Origin of the sequence: Sphingobacterium sp. UBA7249 (genome assembly GCF_002472835.1) — a bacterium.
Lineage (GTDB): Bacteria > Bacteroidota > Bacteroidia > Sphingobacteriales > Sphingobacteriaceae > Sphingobacterium > Sphingobacterium prati.
Genome location: NZ_DKST01000030.1, coordinates 183,652 through 202,049 on the forward strand (window position 1 = coordinate 183,652; position 18,398 = coordinate 202,049).

Annotated in this window: 10 protein-coding genes; 8 read left to right on the forward strand and 2 right to left on the reverse strand. The window is 40.3% G+C overall.

The features are described from left to right. Nucleotides 1-4: 4 nt before the first annotated feature. Complete coding sequence (locus B4A24_RS22315) at nucleotides 5-3,187, reverse strand: SusC/RagA family TonB-linked outer membrane protein (RefSeq protein ID WP_293947157.1); 3,183 nt, start codon at nucleotides 3,185-3,187, stop codon at nucleotides 5-7. A 553-nt stretch (nucleotides 3,188-3,740) separates the two neighbouring features. Beyond that, nucleotides 3,741-4,469: a FadR/GntR family transcriptional regulator gene (locus B4A24_RS22320; protein WP_293947158.1), complete on the reverse strand. Its 729-nt coding sequence runs from the start codon at nucleotides 4,467-4,469 to the stop codon at nucleotides 3,741-3,743. Between the two features lie 148 nt (nucleotides 4,470-4,617). Here B4A24_RS22320 and B4A24_RS22325 point away from each other — a divergent pair, with 148 nt between their 5' ends. The 8 genes from B4A24_RS22325 to B4A24_RS22360 all read left to right on the forward strand — a co-directional run bounded on the left by B4A24_RS22325 (nucleotide 4,618) and on the right by B4A24_RS22360 (nucleotide 18,396). Next, nucleotides 4,618-7,926 carry a SusC/RagA family TonB-linked outer membrane protein gene (locus tag B4A24_RS22325; RefSeq protein WP_293947159.1) on the forward strand — a complete coding sequence of 1,103 codons (3,309 nt, stop codon included), beginning with the start codon at nucleotides 4,618-4,620 and terminating at the stop codon, nucleotides 7,924-7,926. 10 nt (nucleotides 7,927-7,936) lie between these two features. Then, nucleotides 7,937-9,502: a RagB/SusD family nutrient uptake outer membrane protein gene (locus B4A24_RS22330; RefSeq protein ID WP_293947160.1), complete on the forward strand. Its 1,566-nt coding sequence runs from the start codon at nucleotides 7,937-7,939 to the stop codon at nucleotides 9,500-9,502. 75 nt (nucleotides 9,503-9,577) lie between these two features. Continuing rightward, nucleotides 9,578-10,498, forward strand: a complete 921-nt coding sequence (locus B4A24_RS22335) for a dihydrodipicolinate synthase family protein (protein WP_293947161.1) — start codon at nucleotides 9,578-9,580, stop codon at nucleotides 10,496-10,498. A 94-nt stretch (nucleotides 10,499-10,592) separates the two neighbouring features. Further along, nucleotides 10,593-11,732, forward strand: a complete 1,140-nt coding sequence (locus B4A24_RS22340) for a hypothetical protein (RefSeq protein ID WP_293947163.1) — start codon at nucleotides 10,593-10,595, stop codon at nucleotides 11,730-11,732. A 56-nt stretch (nucleotides 11,733-11,788) separates the two neighbouring features. After that, a complete protein-coding gene (locus tag B4A24_RS22345) occupies nucleotides 11,789-13,024 on the forward strand; it encodes an MFS transporter (protein WP_293947164.1) in 1,236 nt (411 codons plus the stop codon). 29 nt (nucleotides 13,025-13,053) lie between these two features. Continuing rightward, nucleotides 13,054-15,159: a GDSL-type esterase/lipase family protein gene (locus tag B4A24_RS22350; RefSeq protein ID WP_293947165.1), complete on the forward strand. Its 2,106-nt coding sequence runs from the start codon at nucleotides 13,054-13,056 to the stop codon at nucleotides 15,157-15,159. 32 nt (nucleotides 15,160-15,191) lie between these two features. Next, complete coding sequence (locus tag B4A24_RS22355; protein ID WP_293947166.1) at nucleotides 15,192-16,412, forward strand: AGE family epimerase/isomerase; 1,221 nt, start codon at nucleotides 15,192-15,194, stop codon at nucleotides 16,410-16,412. A 4-nt stretch (nucleotides 16,413-16,416) separates the two neighbouring features. After that, entirely contained in the window at nucleotides 16,417-18,396 is a 1,980-nt protein-coding gene (locus tag B4A24_RS22360) for a family 20 glycosylhydrolase (protein ID WP_293947168.1), read from the forward strand. Nucleotides 18,397-18,398: the final 2 nt, after the last annotated feature.

Here is an 18,398-nt window from a genome sequence, read left to right on the forward strand (position 1 = left end):
TTTTTTAGAATTTAAGATTGACATTAAAACCATAGGTAACAGGCAATGGAATAGCACCGCCTTCGATACCCTGTACATTACCGCCACTGGAGGTGAATTCAGGATCAATGTATTTACTCTTGGTATAGATATTCCAAAGATTACGGCCATAGACATTGACCCCAATATTTTTAATGACTTTGGCATTGGCTAATTTGAAATTATAACCCAGCGTCACTTCTCTCAGTTTAACATAAGTGGCATCAAAAATGGAAAAAGTGGTCGGACCATTGTACTCATTGCGCGCCCATTGCTGTGCTGTAATATTGGTGGTATTTTGTTCGACGTTTTTCACCTCATAACTTCCGTCACTATGGAACGTAACATTTCCTTTGACACCATCCAAAATAACACCCGTTTCACGGATATTATTAGCCGCTGTTTTGTCCAGGATGCCTGAATACATACCAACTTTATAGGTTTGGGAGAAGAAGTTACCACCGACACGACCTGATACTAAAAATCCCAAGCTAAAGTTTTTGTAGCGGAAGCTATTTTGAAAGCCAAAAGTGAAATCAGGTAGAATTGATCCTAGTGGAACTAATTGGGAGGTCTTCATATAAGTTCCATCTGCTTGTACAACGCGTTGTCCATCTTTAGTATACACAAAATCATAGCCTAAAAATTGCCCATAAGATTCACCTTCACGTGCGACTAATTCAACTAACGAATTACTTAGACTCAATGTATTTACCTGATCGTCTAATTTGATCACTTTGTTTTTGTTTTTGGCCCAGTTAATTGTAGCGTCCCAAGTAAAGTTTTCATTTTTGATTGGTGTACCATTAAGAACAATTTCGAGACCTTTGTTATTAATTTTCCCCGCATTAAATACTTTGCTTGCGTATCCAAAAGACGAAGAAACAGGAACAGGAAGGATTTGATTTCTAGAATTATTGTTGTAGTAGGTTATATCAAATCCTAAGCGATTTTTGAACAATTGCACGTTCAGACCTGTTTCCCAAGAACTGGTAATTTCTGGTTTTAAATTAGCATTTGGTTTAATACTCGGGAGGCCATAGGAAGCTTGCCCTTCATATGATTGCTCAGGTTCATAGACCTTATACAGTTGATAAGGATCTGTGTCATTGCCGACTTGCGCCCATCCTAAACGTATTTTTCCGAAACTTAACCAATTCAAATTTTTAAATGCTTCTAATTGACTAAAAACAAAACTACCTGTTAAGGAAGGATATATAAATGAGTTGTTATCTGTTGGTAATGTTGAAGACCAGTCATTGCGCACTGTTCCATCTAGGTATAGCAAATCATTATAGCCCAAGGAAAAACTTCCATAAACAGATGCGATGCGTCTATGATATTTATAGTTTTTAATTTCGACTGAATTGGCATTTCTTAAATTATAATAATTTGGAATAATTAGACCGCCCTGCGTAATGGCATAATCTTGCTTGCGCTGCTGGTCACGAAGATTGGCTCCGATATTTCCAATAAGTGAGAATTTATCCCAGTTTTTTTTGGCTGTAGCTAAAAATTCATAATTGTATTCGTTCAGTTTATTACTTGTCTCTTCATATTGCGAAGTGCTGCGTGAGTATACCGCGATTCGGTCTTGGGATTGGAACGAATAAATATCTCCATGTACTTTAGCTCCCAAGGAAAGCCAGCTATTTAAGTCATATTGTAATCCAATATTACCATAAAAGCGATCTCTATTATCTTCCATATATGATTCGTAAGCCGACCAATAAGGATTGTCTATGAATTTTGTTGCTTCGTCCGTGGGTGTATTTTGCCAACCGCTACGGTTCCATGCTAATGGAGTTCCATCCTCACGTTTATAATTTTCCAATATCTTGTAATCCACTTGTACTGCTCCCCATTGGAATGCCTCGAGGATAATATTTCTGTTGGATGCACCTGTCCATGGGCGGCCTACGGATGCGTTACGGATGTAGTTGAAATTAGAATTGATTTTCAATTTGCCAAGCTGCGTTCCTCCCGAAAAGTTAAACGTATTACGACCTAAACTAGAATTTGGAGTTGTTCCTTTTACATTTTTGTTGGTGTAGGAAAATCGGTAATTTGTATTTCCACTATTGCCGGCGATAGCAAAATTATTGGTATTGGCTACACCAGTCCGAAAAAAATAGCTGACATCATTTTTTGGATAAAGCCATGGCGACGGATTCAGGTAATTGGATTCGTCTTCAGGGTTTAAATTATACCATTGTAAGACAGGTGTGCCATCGAGTTTAGGACCCCAGCTTTCATCTGCAGCATAGTCTACGATTTTATAGTCTTTACCATTGATATTTTGAGTCTGAAAAACAGTAGAATAACCCTGGCCGTATAAATGTTGTCTTTTCGGAAGTCGGACAATATTTTCAAAATCAACGCCAGTGTTTAACGATATATCTATCTTTTCCCCCTTTGACGCACGCTTTGTGGTAATTAATATAACACCATTAGCAGCTCTGGAACCATACAAGGCGGCAGCTGAAGGCCCCTTTAATACGGAGATGTTATCGATATCGTCAGGATTGATATCTTGTATCATATTACCGACATCTTTGCCTGCGCTACCATTGATGGTCGATGAGGAGTTTAAATCGGTGTTATCAATTGGCGTACCGTCAATAACATACAACGGTTGGTTATTTCCCGCAATTGAATTGATACCTCGAAGCAAAACATGGGAGGATCCGCCCATATTACCACCGGATGTAGTCACTTGAAGACCAGCAACTTTTCCTGAGAGTGCACTAAGCGCGTTAGTAGGACGTGTTTGAAGTTCAACAGATTTGACTTCCTGTACGGCATATCCTAATGATTTCTTTTCACGTGAAATACCTAAAGCGGTAACAACAACTTCGTCCAGTTGGGAACTTGTCGGTGAAAGTTGAATAGTAGTGAGCCCGCCTGGATTGGTTTGAACAGTTTTGGAGTCAAAACCAATAAATTGAACTTGGATACTGATAGAACTTCCATTTGAAGGCAACTCGAAGAGACCATTTATATCCGTTTGTACCTGTTTTTTGCTTATTGTTTCTGTAATAGTCGCCCCTTGGATAGGATTATTGTTATTATCGACTACTTTACCTTTTATGGTGGATTGAGCGTATAATGTGCTGGAGCTTAAACAAAGCGCAGCCATTACGACAAAATCGATATTATTTTTTGCCATATTAAAATGTTAATAATGAATTATTATTGTCTGTTTGGAAGGGGTTATCGGAGATATTTAATAATTACCTGGAAAACATCTCCTTGTGACATTCGTTTTTCAAGCATTAGTAGATAGTTTAGTTTCATGTGTTAAAAAATGTTAATACAAATATATAAAATCCACCTGATAACTATACTTTATTTTTTTGTTTTTTGTAATAAAAAGGTCAGAATGCTTGAATTAAATTCATCGGCAGAGAATACATTGGTATATGAATTGAACACTACCCACGTATCCTTATTGAATAGATCTAGTATGGATAGTATTCATAAAGTAAGCAAGTTCTAACTGTTCGCCTGTTAGCTTGCTTTGTTGTAGTTGTTCATAAATGGGGCGGTAATGGGCAATGTAACTATCCTTTTGTGCTTGGTTTATTCGTTTAAAATTACCACCCGTCATCATATCCTCCAAAGAATTGAACATCTTGAGCTAGTACTCCATGTTCATATCCTTGTCTATTGATATTTATCCAAGATTGATCTCTTATTTCTTAACAGGAAGTAAGGGCAGTTTATCCAACAGATTTCTTATATAGAAAAAGCCTTTGGTAATGGTTATCCAGATGTTTGCGCATCGCATTGCGAAAAACCTCTGCATTACCAACTTTCAGTATATCCACTAATCCGCGGTGTGAGATAAAACTTTTTGATTCACTCGGACTGGTTAATAGGCCACTAATGTGTACATATTGAAAAACAGGTAATAACATGTTCTGGAAATCTTTGAGGATAGTATTACCAGTTATTTCATAAAGCTTTCCATGGAAGGCAACTTCTGTTTCAATATCAAAAATTGTATTGTCTGCATTGACGGGTTCTTTTGCTACGATGACTTCCAGCTCCTCAATATCTTTTTCTTGTATATGTTCAAATAATATATCGGCCATACCTACCTCTAAAATCATACGCATTTCAAAAAGATCCTGTAAAGTCTTATTCTCCATAATCGTAGGATAAAGCGACTTCCGCAATGGCTTTATAAGATCAGGGCTCGTGAGCACCGCACCCCGGTGTTTCTTGGATTCTATTAATCCAACCATACGCAATCTTAGCATCGCCTCACGAACAACTGTACGGCTTACGCCAAGTGTTTCTGCTAATTCGATTTCCTTTGGCAATGCATCCCCAACTTTTAAACCTTGGTTGACGAAGAGATTGATGATCTCTTTCTCTGCACGGTCTACTAATGAAGAGGTATCGAGGGTGTTAAGATGTTCTATGAGCGAAGAATTTGATTCCATATCTATTTTTATGGCGCATTAGGCGCCTTTAGACAAAGATAATTAATAAAAACTAATAATATGTAATACATAATTGAATTAAAATTTGCTTTTAATATTTTTTAATCTATATATTTGTATATATGTAATACTTAATACAAATACCAATATGTATTCAAACCTAAAATTACGATCCCTTTTAGCCTTGTCTATATTGACAAGTAATCTGCTCTTGGCGCAAGCACAAGACCATGCGGTAAAAGGGAGAATCACTGATGCTAAGACAGGGGAACTTTTGGGGAAAGTCACTGTTAAAGTCAAAGGAACAAGTCAATCCTTGCAAACAAATGCTGATGGAACGTTCGCTGTTAGCACAAATCCTAACACAGTCTTAATAATTACATCAACAGGTTATAAGTCCTTTGAAGTGAAAGTTGGACAAACAAACTTATTGGACATTAAATTAGAGCCCAGTACGGAGCAGATGGATGAAGTCGTCGTGGTGGGCTACGGTAAAATGAAAAAATCCAATTTGACTGGTTCTGTAAGTAGGCTCGATAAGAAGGTTCTGGAAACCGGTATTCGTTCCAATCCTGCCTCTGCTTTAGCCGGTACCGTACCAGGTATCCGTGTGCAACAAACTTCCGGAAGACCTGGGGCTGTTCCTAAGATTGTCTTACGTGGTGGAACAGATTATGATGGTAGCGGAACTCCTTTAGTCATTGTGGATGGTATCATCAGGGACGGGTTTAATGATATCAACCAAAATGATATTGAATCAATAGATGTACTTAAAGATGCTTCGGCTACAGCCATCTATGGTGCAAGAGCTTCAAATGGGGTAATTCTTATAACAACAAAACGTGGAAAAGAGGGTGTGTCCAATATTGTTGTTCAGTCAAAAATTGGTGTCAATAAACTGAATAACCCTTTTAATTTCCTAAATGCCAAAGATTATCTATACTGGTCTAGAAAAGGGGTGCAAACCTCAGGAATTTATCAGCCAAATCAGCTGAATCAATTGTCAGCTGTGGGGCCTTTTGGAACAGGTAACAAATTTAAGGATGATCAGGGAAATTATCTTGACGGTAATGTCAGTAGTAATGCCGTATGGAGTACAATGTATTTGGACGATAGCAATCGTGAATTGCTACAACAGGGATGGCAGACAATGATTGATCCCATAACAGGGAAAGAGTTAATTTTTAAAAATTTTGACTATGAGGATTATGCATTAAGGAACAATAGTTTAACGCAAGACTACAATGTTGCTTTACAAGGAGGGACACAAAAGGGGAGTTATTATGCCAGCGTAGGAAAGTACAATGAGAAAGGATTGCCCATCAATACGTTTTATGATCGGACAACCTTCGTTTTAAATGGCGATTACAAAATCAAACCTTGGTTGCAATCTAATTCGAATGTGAATTTTGCATATACAAAATGGAGAGACGCGATAAATGGTGAAGCGAATTATATGACAAGGGCATTGGGCGCGCCACCCACGATGCGTGGTACAAACATGAGCGGAGACTTGCTGGTGGGACGTGATTGGCAAGATGGTAATCCGCTCGTCAATGATGATAAATTTATTCGCAAGAATATCAATCAAAAACTGACCTTGGGACAGGCTTTCACGGTTGATTTTTTGGATAATCTGAGTTTAAAGGTCAGCGGTAATTGGTTTTTTAATCAAGAAACAAACGAATCGTTTAATAGAGATTATCTGGCAAGCCCCGGCAATTACGTTAGAACGCGCAATTCGGGCGCATCTTATTACAAAAATTTTAATCAAACGTACAACGCTGTATTGAACTACAATACAACTATTAGTGAAGACCACCATATTAATGCGATGTTGGGCACTGAATTTTTTGATTCCTATCGCACAAGTTTCTCCGCTTCGGGGACTGGTGCGCCAACGGATGATTTTATGGATTTGGGATTGACCAGTCCAGACGCGAATAAGCGAAGTATAGATTCCTATCATGATCGTCAGCGTATTACATCGTTTTTTGGTCGTGTCAATTATGATTATCAACAAAAATACCTGATGACATTGACAGCACGTCGCGATGGATATTCCACCCTTTTGAATAACCGATGGGGAACATTTCCGGGAATTTCCGCAGGCTGGAATTTGCATAACGAAGAAGTTCTTAAGGATTATATTGGTTCGGATAAGTTAGTTAATACCTTGAAATTAAAAGCGAGCTATGGTGAAAATGGTAATGTGGATGCCGTATTCAAAGGCCAAACAACAAGAGATTCGTATATTTTACAAGGTGCTTATGGAAGTTCGAAATACGATGGTTCCGTAGGCTATACGATGACATCCTTGTCCATTCCCAACCTGAAATGGGAAAGTTTGAAGACGAAAGAGATCGGTTTGGAGACCAGATTGTTTAACCGTTTGGACTTAAGCTTATCCTATTACCATAGAACGACAAAGGATAAAATTGCGACATTAACCTTGCCGCAATCGGCAGGTTTTCGTACAATTCGAACCAATAATGGAGATATGTCCAACCAAGGTGTTGAGGTGGATTTAAATTATCAAATACTACGTAATAATGACTGGAATTTGAGTGTTAATTGGAATACCGCTTATAATAAAAATAAAGTACTAAAACTTCCTTACAATGGTGTGGCGAATAATCGTCAAGGAGGAATTCAGGTTTACGACCCTAGCTCAAAGGAATTGATTTGGGTCGGTGGAACCCAGGAAGGTCAAGATCCAAACGTTGCTTATGCTTACGAGGCGGTTGGAATCATTCGGACCCAAGCCGACTTAGATCGTTACGCAGGTCAATTGAAAGATTTGATCGGTGCGAGAACACTGGTTCATCCGGATGCCTATAATGCATTGCCAGAAGATCAGAAGAAACTGTATTATCCGCTTGCGTTGGGTGATGTCATGTGGAAAGATGTAAATGGCGATGGCATAATTAATTCGTATGACCGTGTATATATGGGCAATACTGTACCGCGTTGGACAGGAGGTTTTGGAACAACATTGAGCTACAAGGACTTCAGCCTATATACACGATTGGATTATGCCCTGGGTTTTGTCGCTTATGATGGGCCTAGAGCCTGGTTTTTGGGCATGATGCAAGGCACCTTTAATACGACAGACGCGGTTTTCGATACCTGGACAGCAGATAATCCAAATGCTAAATACCCAACCTACTATTGGGCAGATCAACTATTCAAGAACAACACCAGCCGTGAAAGCAGTATGTTTTATAATAAGGGTGATTATCTGGCATTACGTGAGATTTCTTTAGGATACAAATTGCCAAATGCCATTGCAAAAAGAATCAAAATGGAGGGAATGCGGGTTTCACTGACAGGCCAAAATCTCCATTATTGGACAAAAAACACATTGTTCTCGGCTGAAAGCGGTAGAGTAGATCAAAACAGCGGTGGATATCCTCTACCCAAGACGTTTATTTTCAGCCTTCAATTAACCTTTTAATCGTTAAATTATGAAAAAGATATTTGTTTATTGCTGTGTTATCATTGCGGCATTTACATCTTGTAAAGAAATTGATCTAGACATTACGCCGGAAGATTATTTTGCAAGTGGAAGTTTCTGGAAAAGTAATGATCAAGTTGCCGGAGCGATGTTAGGGCTACATAGTCAATTGCGTGGCCAACAGCAGAACTTGTGGAGCCTGGGTGAACTGCGGGCTGGAACGCTAAGGGATGGCACTAGTTTTACAGGAACTGCATCCTTGAACTCGGCAGGGATAATTACGCAAGATATTCGGGAAAGCGCACCAGGCATAACCGGATGGGCTGGCTTGTATAGCACGATATTTCAAGTCAATAATTTTATCTATCAGGTAGAGAAAGCTGATTATTTGACTGAGGCTCAAAAAGGGTACTATTTGGGGCAGGCTTATGGCTTTCGCGCGGTTTACTATTTTTATCTGTTCAGAACCTATGGACGGGTACCGTTGGTGACGGAACCTCAAGCTGCGGTAAATACGCCAACGTCGGCAGATCAGGCCTATAAAGCGAGAACAGACACGGAAAAAGAAACTTTTGATTTTATTAAATCAGAGATAGACAAATCTGAAAAATCATTTTCAGGAAATTATGAGACAAAAAATCAAAAAGCACAATGGTCCCTGGCAGCAACAAAAATGCTGAAAACCGAAGTTTATCTTTGGTCTGCGAAAGTGAGCATAGATGGACAATCTCCAAAAAATGTCAATTCAGATTTGCTGCTGGCCAAAGCTGCCGTAGAGGAGATAATACCTAAATATAATCTGATCAACAATTTTGCTGAACAGTTTAAATCTGCCAGTATGCCAACGATGAAGGGAAATGCTGAAATGATTTTTGTCATTCGATATTTAAATGGTGAGACCACTTCCTTTTTTAACAATTTTATTTACGCTGCCAGTGACGATATTACCGGATATGTGGACGATAATGGCCAAGTAATTCCCAAAGATCCGCTGCAAACGGGATCCACAGGATTGATCCGTTACGAATATAAAATGGATTTGTATAGATTATATGGACCTAAGGATAGCAGAGCCAATGCTACTTTTCTAAACTTTAATAAAGGAAATACATCTGCAGTTGTATTTAGAAAGTTCTTGGGGACCTTAATTGATGGGGTACGTAACTATTCGGATGACTATCCTATTTATCGTGCTGCTGAAGCGTATTTATTATTGGCGGAGATTAAGAATAAACTGGGTGAAGATCCCACCGCTGAAATTATGGCCGTTCGAAACCGTGCTTATGGAGGGCTGGCTCCTACTTTTGACAATGGAGGTTTTGAAGCAAATGAGCTCGCAATTTTCTACGAGCGTACCAAAGAGTTTGTGTCGGAAGGTAAACGATGGTTTGATTTAAGGAGAATGCAGGATGGAAATGGACTGCCACTGGTATTTCGTAAAAATCTGAATTTGGTCGGAGTTTTGGATAATAATGATAGCCAAAAACATAAAATTTTGTGGCCGATTGACTTACAGACTTTAACAGAAGACCCTCAGTTAAACGATCAGCAAAACCCAGGATATAAAGGAACTTAAACCAATAATGACCTATCTCAATTTTAAACGGATTAATTGAAGTTGGTATTTACAACTATTCACATAAATTATCATATGCTAAATCAAAAAATATCGGGATTAATTGCAGCGCCATTTACTCCTTTTGACGAAAACGGTGAACTGAATCTTGAGCTGATTCCACACTATTATGAGATGCTAAAGAGAAATAGCGTATCAGGTGCCTTTATTTGTGGCTCTACTGGAGAGGGCGTATCGCTTACATTTGACGAAAAAGTCTCGGTAATGACAGCTTGGGCTAAACTGACAAAGAAAGATCCGGCGTTCACATTAATGATGCTATTGGGGGGGACGAATATCAAAGAATGTCAACAACTAGCCGAACTTGCGGAGCAGGTAGGCGTAGATGTCGTGTCCTTTACATCGCCGTCATATTTTAAACCCACAAATGTGGATCAGCTGGCAAACTGCTGCATTGAAATCGCAAACGCTGCACCCAATACTGCTTTTTACTATTATCATATTCCCGTATTGACTGGTGGAAATTTTCAAATGATCGAATTATTGAGAAAAGTGGATGGCGTAATACCCAATTTTAGGGGAATTAAATATACGCATGAAGATTTTATGGACTTTCTGACCTGCATGAATTATGCTGATCGAAAATATGACATGCTCTGGGGGAGAGATGAGAATATGTTATCTGCGCTAGTATTAGGTAATAAAGGAGCTGTCGGAAGTACGTATAACTATGCCGCACCTTTGTATCTTGACCTCATGGAAGCTTATGACAGGGGGGATTTTGAAAAGGCAAATGCCTTGCAGCAGCAATCAATTGATATGATCATATTGTTAGGTAAGTATGGTGGTATTTCGGTCGGAAAGGCTTATATGAGATTAATCGGTCTGAACTGTGGTGAATTTCGATTGCCGGTGAAAAATATGTCCCCGGAGCAGTTTGAGCTTTTTAAGGCTGATGTGAACAAAATCGGTTTTGAAACGTTTTGCGCACATTGATCGCATCATTATTTGGTTTCCATCTCGTTGTAAGCATTTTGTTTATGGAGGTGGAAATCCTGTAAGACGGATAAGATGTCAAGAATAAATAGATATGACAAAACAAAATTGGATGGGAATTGTCGTGGGAATACTGTTGGCAGGTAATGTTAATGGACAGGCGGGTCGTTTGGAATGGCATAGATCCGTCGAGTTACCATCTCCGCAGGGTGAGAGTATGCATCTCGGGATCGCAGGCCCTGTTGTGGGGATGTCAAATGGCTATCTGCTGATTGGTGGGGGTGCTAATTTTCCAGATTTGCCACCTTGGAAGGGTGGTGTAAAAAAGATTCAAAAGGAAGTCTTCGCCTATGTTAAAGACGGTGAAACACTTCGATGCGTAGCACAAGATAGCCTTGCTGAACCTATTGCTTATGGAGCGAGCTTGAGTTTACCTATAGGGGTGTTCGTTATCGGCGGAGAGACTTCAGAAGGCAAAACCAATGCTTGTAGACTGATTCAATGTAATGCTGATACCGAGCAGATTTCAACGGTTAATTATCCAGATCTTCCATTTCCGTTGACCAATATGGGAGCAGTAGCGATTGAAAATAAACTTTTTGTTGCAGGGGGCGAAGGACAGGATACGGTATCTGATCAAGTGTTGCAATTAGATCTTAATGATCTTGAAAAAGGATGGATCTGTATAGGGAAACTTCCCTATGCAGTCTCACACGTGCAATTGTTGGCCGATAAACAAGCTAACCTTTATTTGGTTGGCGGAAGAAGAGCGAATAAAGATGCGCCCTCTACTTTGTACCAAGGACTATTCAGTTCTGTAGATGGTGGAAAATATTGGGCTAAACTACCGAAAATTCCCTTTAAAGCTGCCGCAGCTGTGTCCTGTATCCTACCTGACAATGGATTGTGGCTATTGAGTGCAGATCATGGTGATACCTTTCATCGTGTGGAGACGCTTATTGCAGAAGCAAAAAAGACATCTGATCCACAGAAAGCACAGCAGCTGATAGCATCAAAAAACCAACTTCAAGTAAAACATCCAGGCTTTGGCAGAGCGGTATGGCGATATGATTTGAAATTGAAGGAATGGAATCAAATGGGGGAGCTACCTGCTGATGGACCGGTGACCACCACAGCAGTTGTCTGGGATAATATGGTTATAGTGCCTAGCGGAGAAATAAAGGCCGGAGTTCGTACCCCTCAGATCTTAATAGCTGAATTTTTAAAAGAATAAGACATAAAAGAAATAAGATATAAAACACAGACAATATAAACCTGATAACGCTTAAAATGATCTCTTCTTTACAACATAAATCTTTTTACCCATGGCTTGTCGTTACCCTTCTTTGGGGGGTAGCACTGCTGAATTATATGGATCGACAGATGCTGTCGACCATGCGTGACACCATGCAGGTCGATATTCCTCAATTGCAAAGTGCCGAAACTTTTGGTGTACTGATGGCCATTTTTCTGTATATCTATGGTGTGATGAGTCCAGTAGCCGGCATTGTTGCTGATCGGAGTAATAGAAAATGGCTAATCGTAGGAAGTTTATTTGTCTGGTCAGCAGTTACCTATGGTATGGGTATGGCAAATGACTATTCAACACTATTGGTATTAAGGGCCATTATGGGATTTAGTGAAGCTTTATATATTCCTACAGCGCTTTCGTTAATCGCAGATTATCATACAGGGAAAAATCGGTCGTTAGCTATTGGGTTGCATATGACAGGGCTCTATACCGGACAGGCACTTGGGGGCTTTGGAGCGACTTTGGCTGCTACAAAAGGATGGCATACCGCCTTTCATTGGTTCGGGATAGTGGGTATTTGTTATGCATTAGTCCTAGCTCTGCTGTTGATAGAGAAAAAGCAGGAGCCGACAGCAGAAGAGAAAAGCTCGAAAGGTCAACTGTCACTACTCAAAAGTCTATCGCTCATATTTTCCAATGTTGCATTTTGGATTTTGCTGTTTTATTTTGCCGCACCAAGTTTGCCAGGCTGGGCCATTAAGAATTGGTTGCCAACGTTATTTGCGGATAGCTTGAATATCCCAATGTCCAGTGCGGGTCCTCTTTCTACAATTACAATCGCGCTATCATCCTTCATCGGTGTCATTGTTGGCGGAATAGTCAGTGATCGATGGGTACAAAAGCATATTCGGGGCCGCATATATACGAGCGCTATTGGTCTCGGATTAACAATACCTGCCTTATTGTTTTTAGGACTGGGGCAGACGTTACCTGCAGTTTTGGGAGCGGCAGTTTGTTTTGGAATAGGCTTTGGTATATTCGATGCCAATAATATGCCTATCCTTTGTCAGATCGTACCTAAAAACCTACGCGCGACAGCCTATGGCTTTATGAATATGGTAGGTGTGTTTGCGGGGGCTGCCATCACCCAATGGCTAGGAAAGTTTAAGGATGAAGGACATTTTGGGCTGGGGTTTGCCCTATTGGGGATCGTCGTATTGCTCGCGCTATTATTGCAACTCCTATTTCTTAAACCGAAAGCGACGGAGGAATAATTATATCCTTAATAAATTAGCCAATAAAGATGAAATCTATAATTAAGACGATCGCCAATCACATGCTGAAAAAGCTTAGACTTTTTATATGTTTGATTGTTCCTGTTTCAATCTCTCTAGGACAACCTCCTATTAAGGTTGCTTGTATGGGTAACTCCGTAACCTTTGGTTCTGGTCTCGCCAATCCCGCTCAGGATTCTTATCCGAGCCAGCTTCAAACCTTGCTGGGACAGCGGTTTGAGGTGCGTAATTTTGGTCACTCGGGAGCCACACTATTGCGCAAGGGGCATAGGCCGTATGATAAAACTCCTGAATACCGAAATGCATTGGATTCTAAACCTGATGTTGCCATTATCCATCTGGGGCTTAATGATACGGATCCAAGGAATTGGCCGAATTATAGGAATTCATTTGCATCAGATTATGCGGCATTAATTGGTTCGATAAGGGTTGTCAATCCAAAAATGCGGATATACATATGTCGGTTGACTCCAATTTTTAGTGGCCATTCGCGTTTCCTATCCGGGACACGTGATTGGTATGATCAGATTCAGGCGCTTATACCGCAAATAGCGGAAAGTAATCAGGCGGGTTTGATTGATCTTAATACTCCACTTCATATGCGAATTGATCTGTTTGACGACTATTTACATCCGAATCGACAAGGAGCAGCAATAATAGCAAAACAGGTAGCTAACGTATTAGTCCCCCTTACACAGGATATGCAAGTTGCCGAAACTTTCGGTTCGAATATGGTACTCCAACGTGATTGGGAAAATAGTATCCATGGTAAGGGAACAGCTACGGCTGAGGTAAAAATCGTATTTAATAAAAGGAATTATAAGACCATCGTGAATCCCGACGGCTTTTGGGAAATCAAGCTTCCCAAGATGGGGGCTGGGGGACCTTATGAAATAACAGTGAGCTCGGGTGACCAGAAAATCGAATTGAAAAATATTCTTTTTGGCGATGTATACCTTGCCTCTGGGCAATCGAATATGGCTTTTCAACTTCGTGGTGCCCTAAAAAGTGATTCCTTGATCAGAAATACAGGCAGTCTACGGAATCTGCGCCTTTTTAAATGTCAAAATCTAATAGAGACCCATGCAGTTGCATGGGATACGGTGGTCTTAAAAAAAGTGAATGATTTAGCATATTTCCATGGCAACTGGAGTCAAACGACAGCTGATGAAGCTGCACAGTTCTCCGCAGTAGCTTATTCATTTGCTGAACGAATCGCCAAAGAACAGCATATTCCTATCGGCATTATTGACCTGTCCGTTGGTGGCTCGAATACCGAATCGTGGATAGATCGGAAATCCTTGGAAAACGATGATTTATTGGCTTCTTATATTCATAACTGGCAAAAATCGGATTTTCTGCAAGATTTCTGTCGGGAACGTGGTAGTCAAAATTTGGTCCATTCAAAAGTGAAAAATCAACGCCATCCTTATCAACCTGCCTATAATTTTGAAGCGGGCGTTAGCAAATGGTTGAGTACAGGATTGAAAGGCATACTCTGGTATCAAGGTGAAAGCAATGCTCATAATATAGAACTTCATGAGCGTCTTTTCAAAACATTGGTTTCTTCCTGGCGCAAAAGTTTTCATCAGGACCTGCCCTTCTTCATTGTTCAGTTAACAAGTCTAGATCGGCCTTCATGGGGAGATTTTAGAAATTCACAGCGCTTATTGGAGAAACAGATTGCAGGGACTTATATGGCAGTAACGATAGATGTGGGTGATTCTCTGGATGTGCATCCCCGTGAAAAGATCGTGGTAGGTAGACGTTTGGCAAACTTAGCACGTCAACATTTGTATGGAGTTGAATTGAATGCGGATCATCCTAATCCGGTCAGGTATACGCTTCATGATGATAAGCTGTTAGTGACATTTGATCACTGTATAAAATTAAAGACCAAGGAGAATACAGCTGTGAAAGGTTTTCAGCTGGAGGACAATAAGGGAAAGATTTTCAATGTAAGCGCAAATATCATTTCGGATAATGCTGTCGAAATCAATATACCAAATTTCGAAGTAACTAGAATCTTGTATGGGTACGAAGCTTTCAGTAGGGCAAATCTTCAGAATGAAATTGGCACACCGGTGTCTACTTTCGATATGACGATTAAATAAACATAAATGAATTGATGTAAAAATTAAAAAAGATGAAACAGATAAATATAAAAGATACAGCAAAAATACTAGACTCAGATTACTTGAAGGAGTTGGAAGTTTTTTATAGTGATCAGCTTTTAAAAGATACTGTACCATTTTGGTTTCCGGGATCGATTGATCATGAATGTGGTGGATACCTATTCATGCGTGATCACGATGGTCGCTTGATTGATACTGATAAAGCTGTATGGATCCAAGGACGGGCATGTTGGTTGCTGGCGACACTTTACAATACCGTCGAAGAGAAAGGAGAATGGCTGGAAGGCGCCCGGATAGGTTATGAATTTTTGAAAAAGCATTGCTTTGACGCAAATGGAAAAATGTATTTTCATGTCGATCGCCTAGGGAATCCTATTCGTATGCGGCGTTATTTTTTTTCCGAAACATTTGCCGCTATTGCTTTTGCTGCCTATGCAAAAGCAAGTGGTGATGCCAGTATTGCAGCGGAAGCACGCGAGCTGTTTGGAATTTGTCTGGCGTATGCATATGGAGAAAGATTGGTGGAACCAAAATATGAACAGACAAGGCCAATGAAAGGAATCGGTGTGCCTATGATTATGATTAATACAGCACAGCAAATTCGTGAGACGATTGGTGATCCCCGTTGCGATTTTGTTATCAGTGATTTTATCGCACAGATTGAACGTGATTTTGTAAAAGACGATATCCGCTGTGTGATGGAACAAGTCGGGCCTGAGGGTGAAATTGTCGACCATATTGACGGACGGACACTCAATCCCGGACACGCCATCGAAGGCGCTTGGTTTATCTTGCATGAAGCGAGATACAGGGACAATGACGCGCATCTGATTGATCTCGGTTGCCGTATGCTGGATTATATGTGGGAACGCGGTTGGGATAAAGAATATGGTGGTATTCTGTATTTTAGAGACGTTTATGGGAAGCCAGTACAAGAATACTGGCAAGATATGAAATTTTGGTGGCCGCAGAATGAAGCCATTATAGCAACATTGCTTGCCTATGTCATGACAGGTGATATGAAATATAAGCATTGGCATCAACAGATCAATCAATATGCCTATGACCACTTTCATGATAAAGTCAATGGCGAATGGTATGGCTATCTCCATCGCGAGGGGAAGATTGCGCAAACGGCAAAGGGTAATTTATTTAAAGGCCCTTTCCATCTCCCTCGTCAGGAGTGGTATTGTATGCAAATATTAAAGGAACTCAATACGATTAAGGAATAAATTTATGCGACAAACTGTCTCCCCAATTAAGTTCTTATCGAGACTGATTATCATCATCATGCTGATTGCCCCTCTGCACTGTATGTCCGAAACAATCAGACCTTTGCTTCCCATGCCCAAGTCGGTTACTTGGAAAGTCGGGTATTATCAGGTCAAGCATGTTGTTGGCGTGTGCACCAAAGGAGAAGTTTCAACTATTGATAAACAGACTTTAATAGCCCTTTTAAAAGATTGGACTGTAACTCAGGTAGACTTCGATAGCAAAAAAAACACAGCTATAACCATCAGCTGCAATAAACAAGTGAAACTACCCTCGTCATCTTTGGAAAGCTATCGCATAGTTGTGGATAAAAGAGGGGTAAACATTGAAGGTAGAGATAGCAAAGGGATTTTCTACGCCTTGCAAACTTTACGTCAACTGGGCGATCGGGATGGCCGGTTGCCCTATTGCTCCATTACAGATTATCCTTCTTTTCGCTGGCGTGGATATCTGGTTGACGTGGGACGAAATTTCCAGTCTCTGGATGTGCTCAAAGAGCAGATCGATATCATGGCACAGTATAAACTGAATATTTTCCATTTCCATTTCACGGAGGATATCGCCTGGCGTCTTACCAGCAAGAAATACCCCGGTCTGACCGATTCTTCCAACATGGATCGGTGGCAGGGAAATTACTATACGGTTGACGAAATGCACGAGCTAATCCGATATTGTCGCGATCGACATATCCAGCTCGTACCAGAAATTGATATGCCGGGGCATTCAGCAGCATTTCGTCGTTATTTTAAAACCGATATGCAAAGTGATAGTGGTTTAGCCTTTATAAAGGAACTGGTTCATGAATTTGCAATGACTTATCCTGGATTGCCCTATCTACATATTGGTGGGGATGAGGTGAAAATTCATAATCAAGAATTTTTACCAATAATGACGAGATGGACCGAAAGTCTTGGTATGAAGACCATTGGCTGGGAACCCGGAGGTAATCTACAACCGCAGACAATCCGTCAGCTTTGGATGGGTGGGCCGCAGGTTGTTACTGCAGATTTTCCTTATCAGGTGATTGATTCAAAGCATTTGTATATCAATCATATGGATCCTTTGGAAACTGTGGTTACCTTGTTCTATCGGCAATTTGGAGGACAATCTTCAGAAAACGAAAAGTTAATGGGCGCAACACTGTGTTCATGGCCCGATCGTGCGGTAAAGAATGAAAACGACATATTTCGTCAAAATGGAATTTATCCCGCTTTATTAACATTTGCAGAAAGAAGCTGGCGAGGAGGAGGAGATTTTGAATGGCGTAGTAATATCAAAACAGATGTGAAAGGGCTTGCCGAATTTTCTGAATTTGAAGAGCGTTTGATTCAACATAAACAGTTGTATTTTAGAAATCTTATTTTTCCTTACTATCGACAAAGTCGGCAGAAATGGGTGTTATATGGACCTGTGGAAAATAAAGGCGATCTAACGATGGCCTTGAATAACGAAGCTAGGGGAGATTTCAGCTCTTTGCACAAGATCGGTAAATATTATGGAGGCACCGTTGTATTAAGGCATTGGTGGTCTGATGTTATCAAAGGAGCTATTGACCGACCACTTGAAAATAGTACCGTATATGCAGTGGGCAAAGTATGGAGTAAGAAAGAGCAAGACAAAAACTTTTTGATTGGTTTTAATGATCTTTCGCGTTCCTATGCCAGTGATTCGCCAAATTTGGGTACTTGGGATGATAGGATGAGCAAACTTTGGGTCAATGGGACCGAAGTACTACCTCCGAATTGGAAACACGCAGGACAAAAGGGCGACTTAAAGCTTCCGTTGGTTGATGAAGGGTACAGTTATCGAAGTCCTAGCATTATCCCATTGCAGAAGGGATGGAATACGATTGTAATAAAACTTCCCGTGGGGAAACTGCAGGGGAAAGATTGGCAAAATCCATTAAAATGGATGTTCACCTGTCTGCCGATTGAAGATGAGTAGCA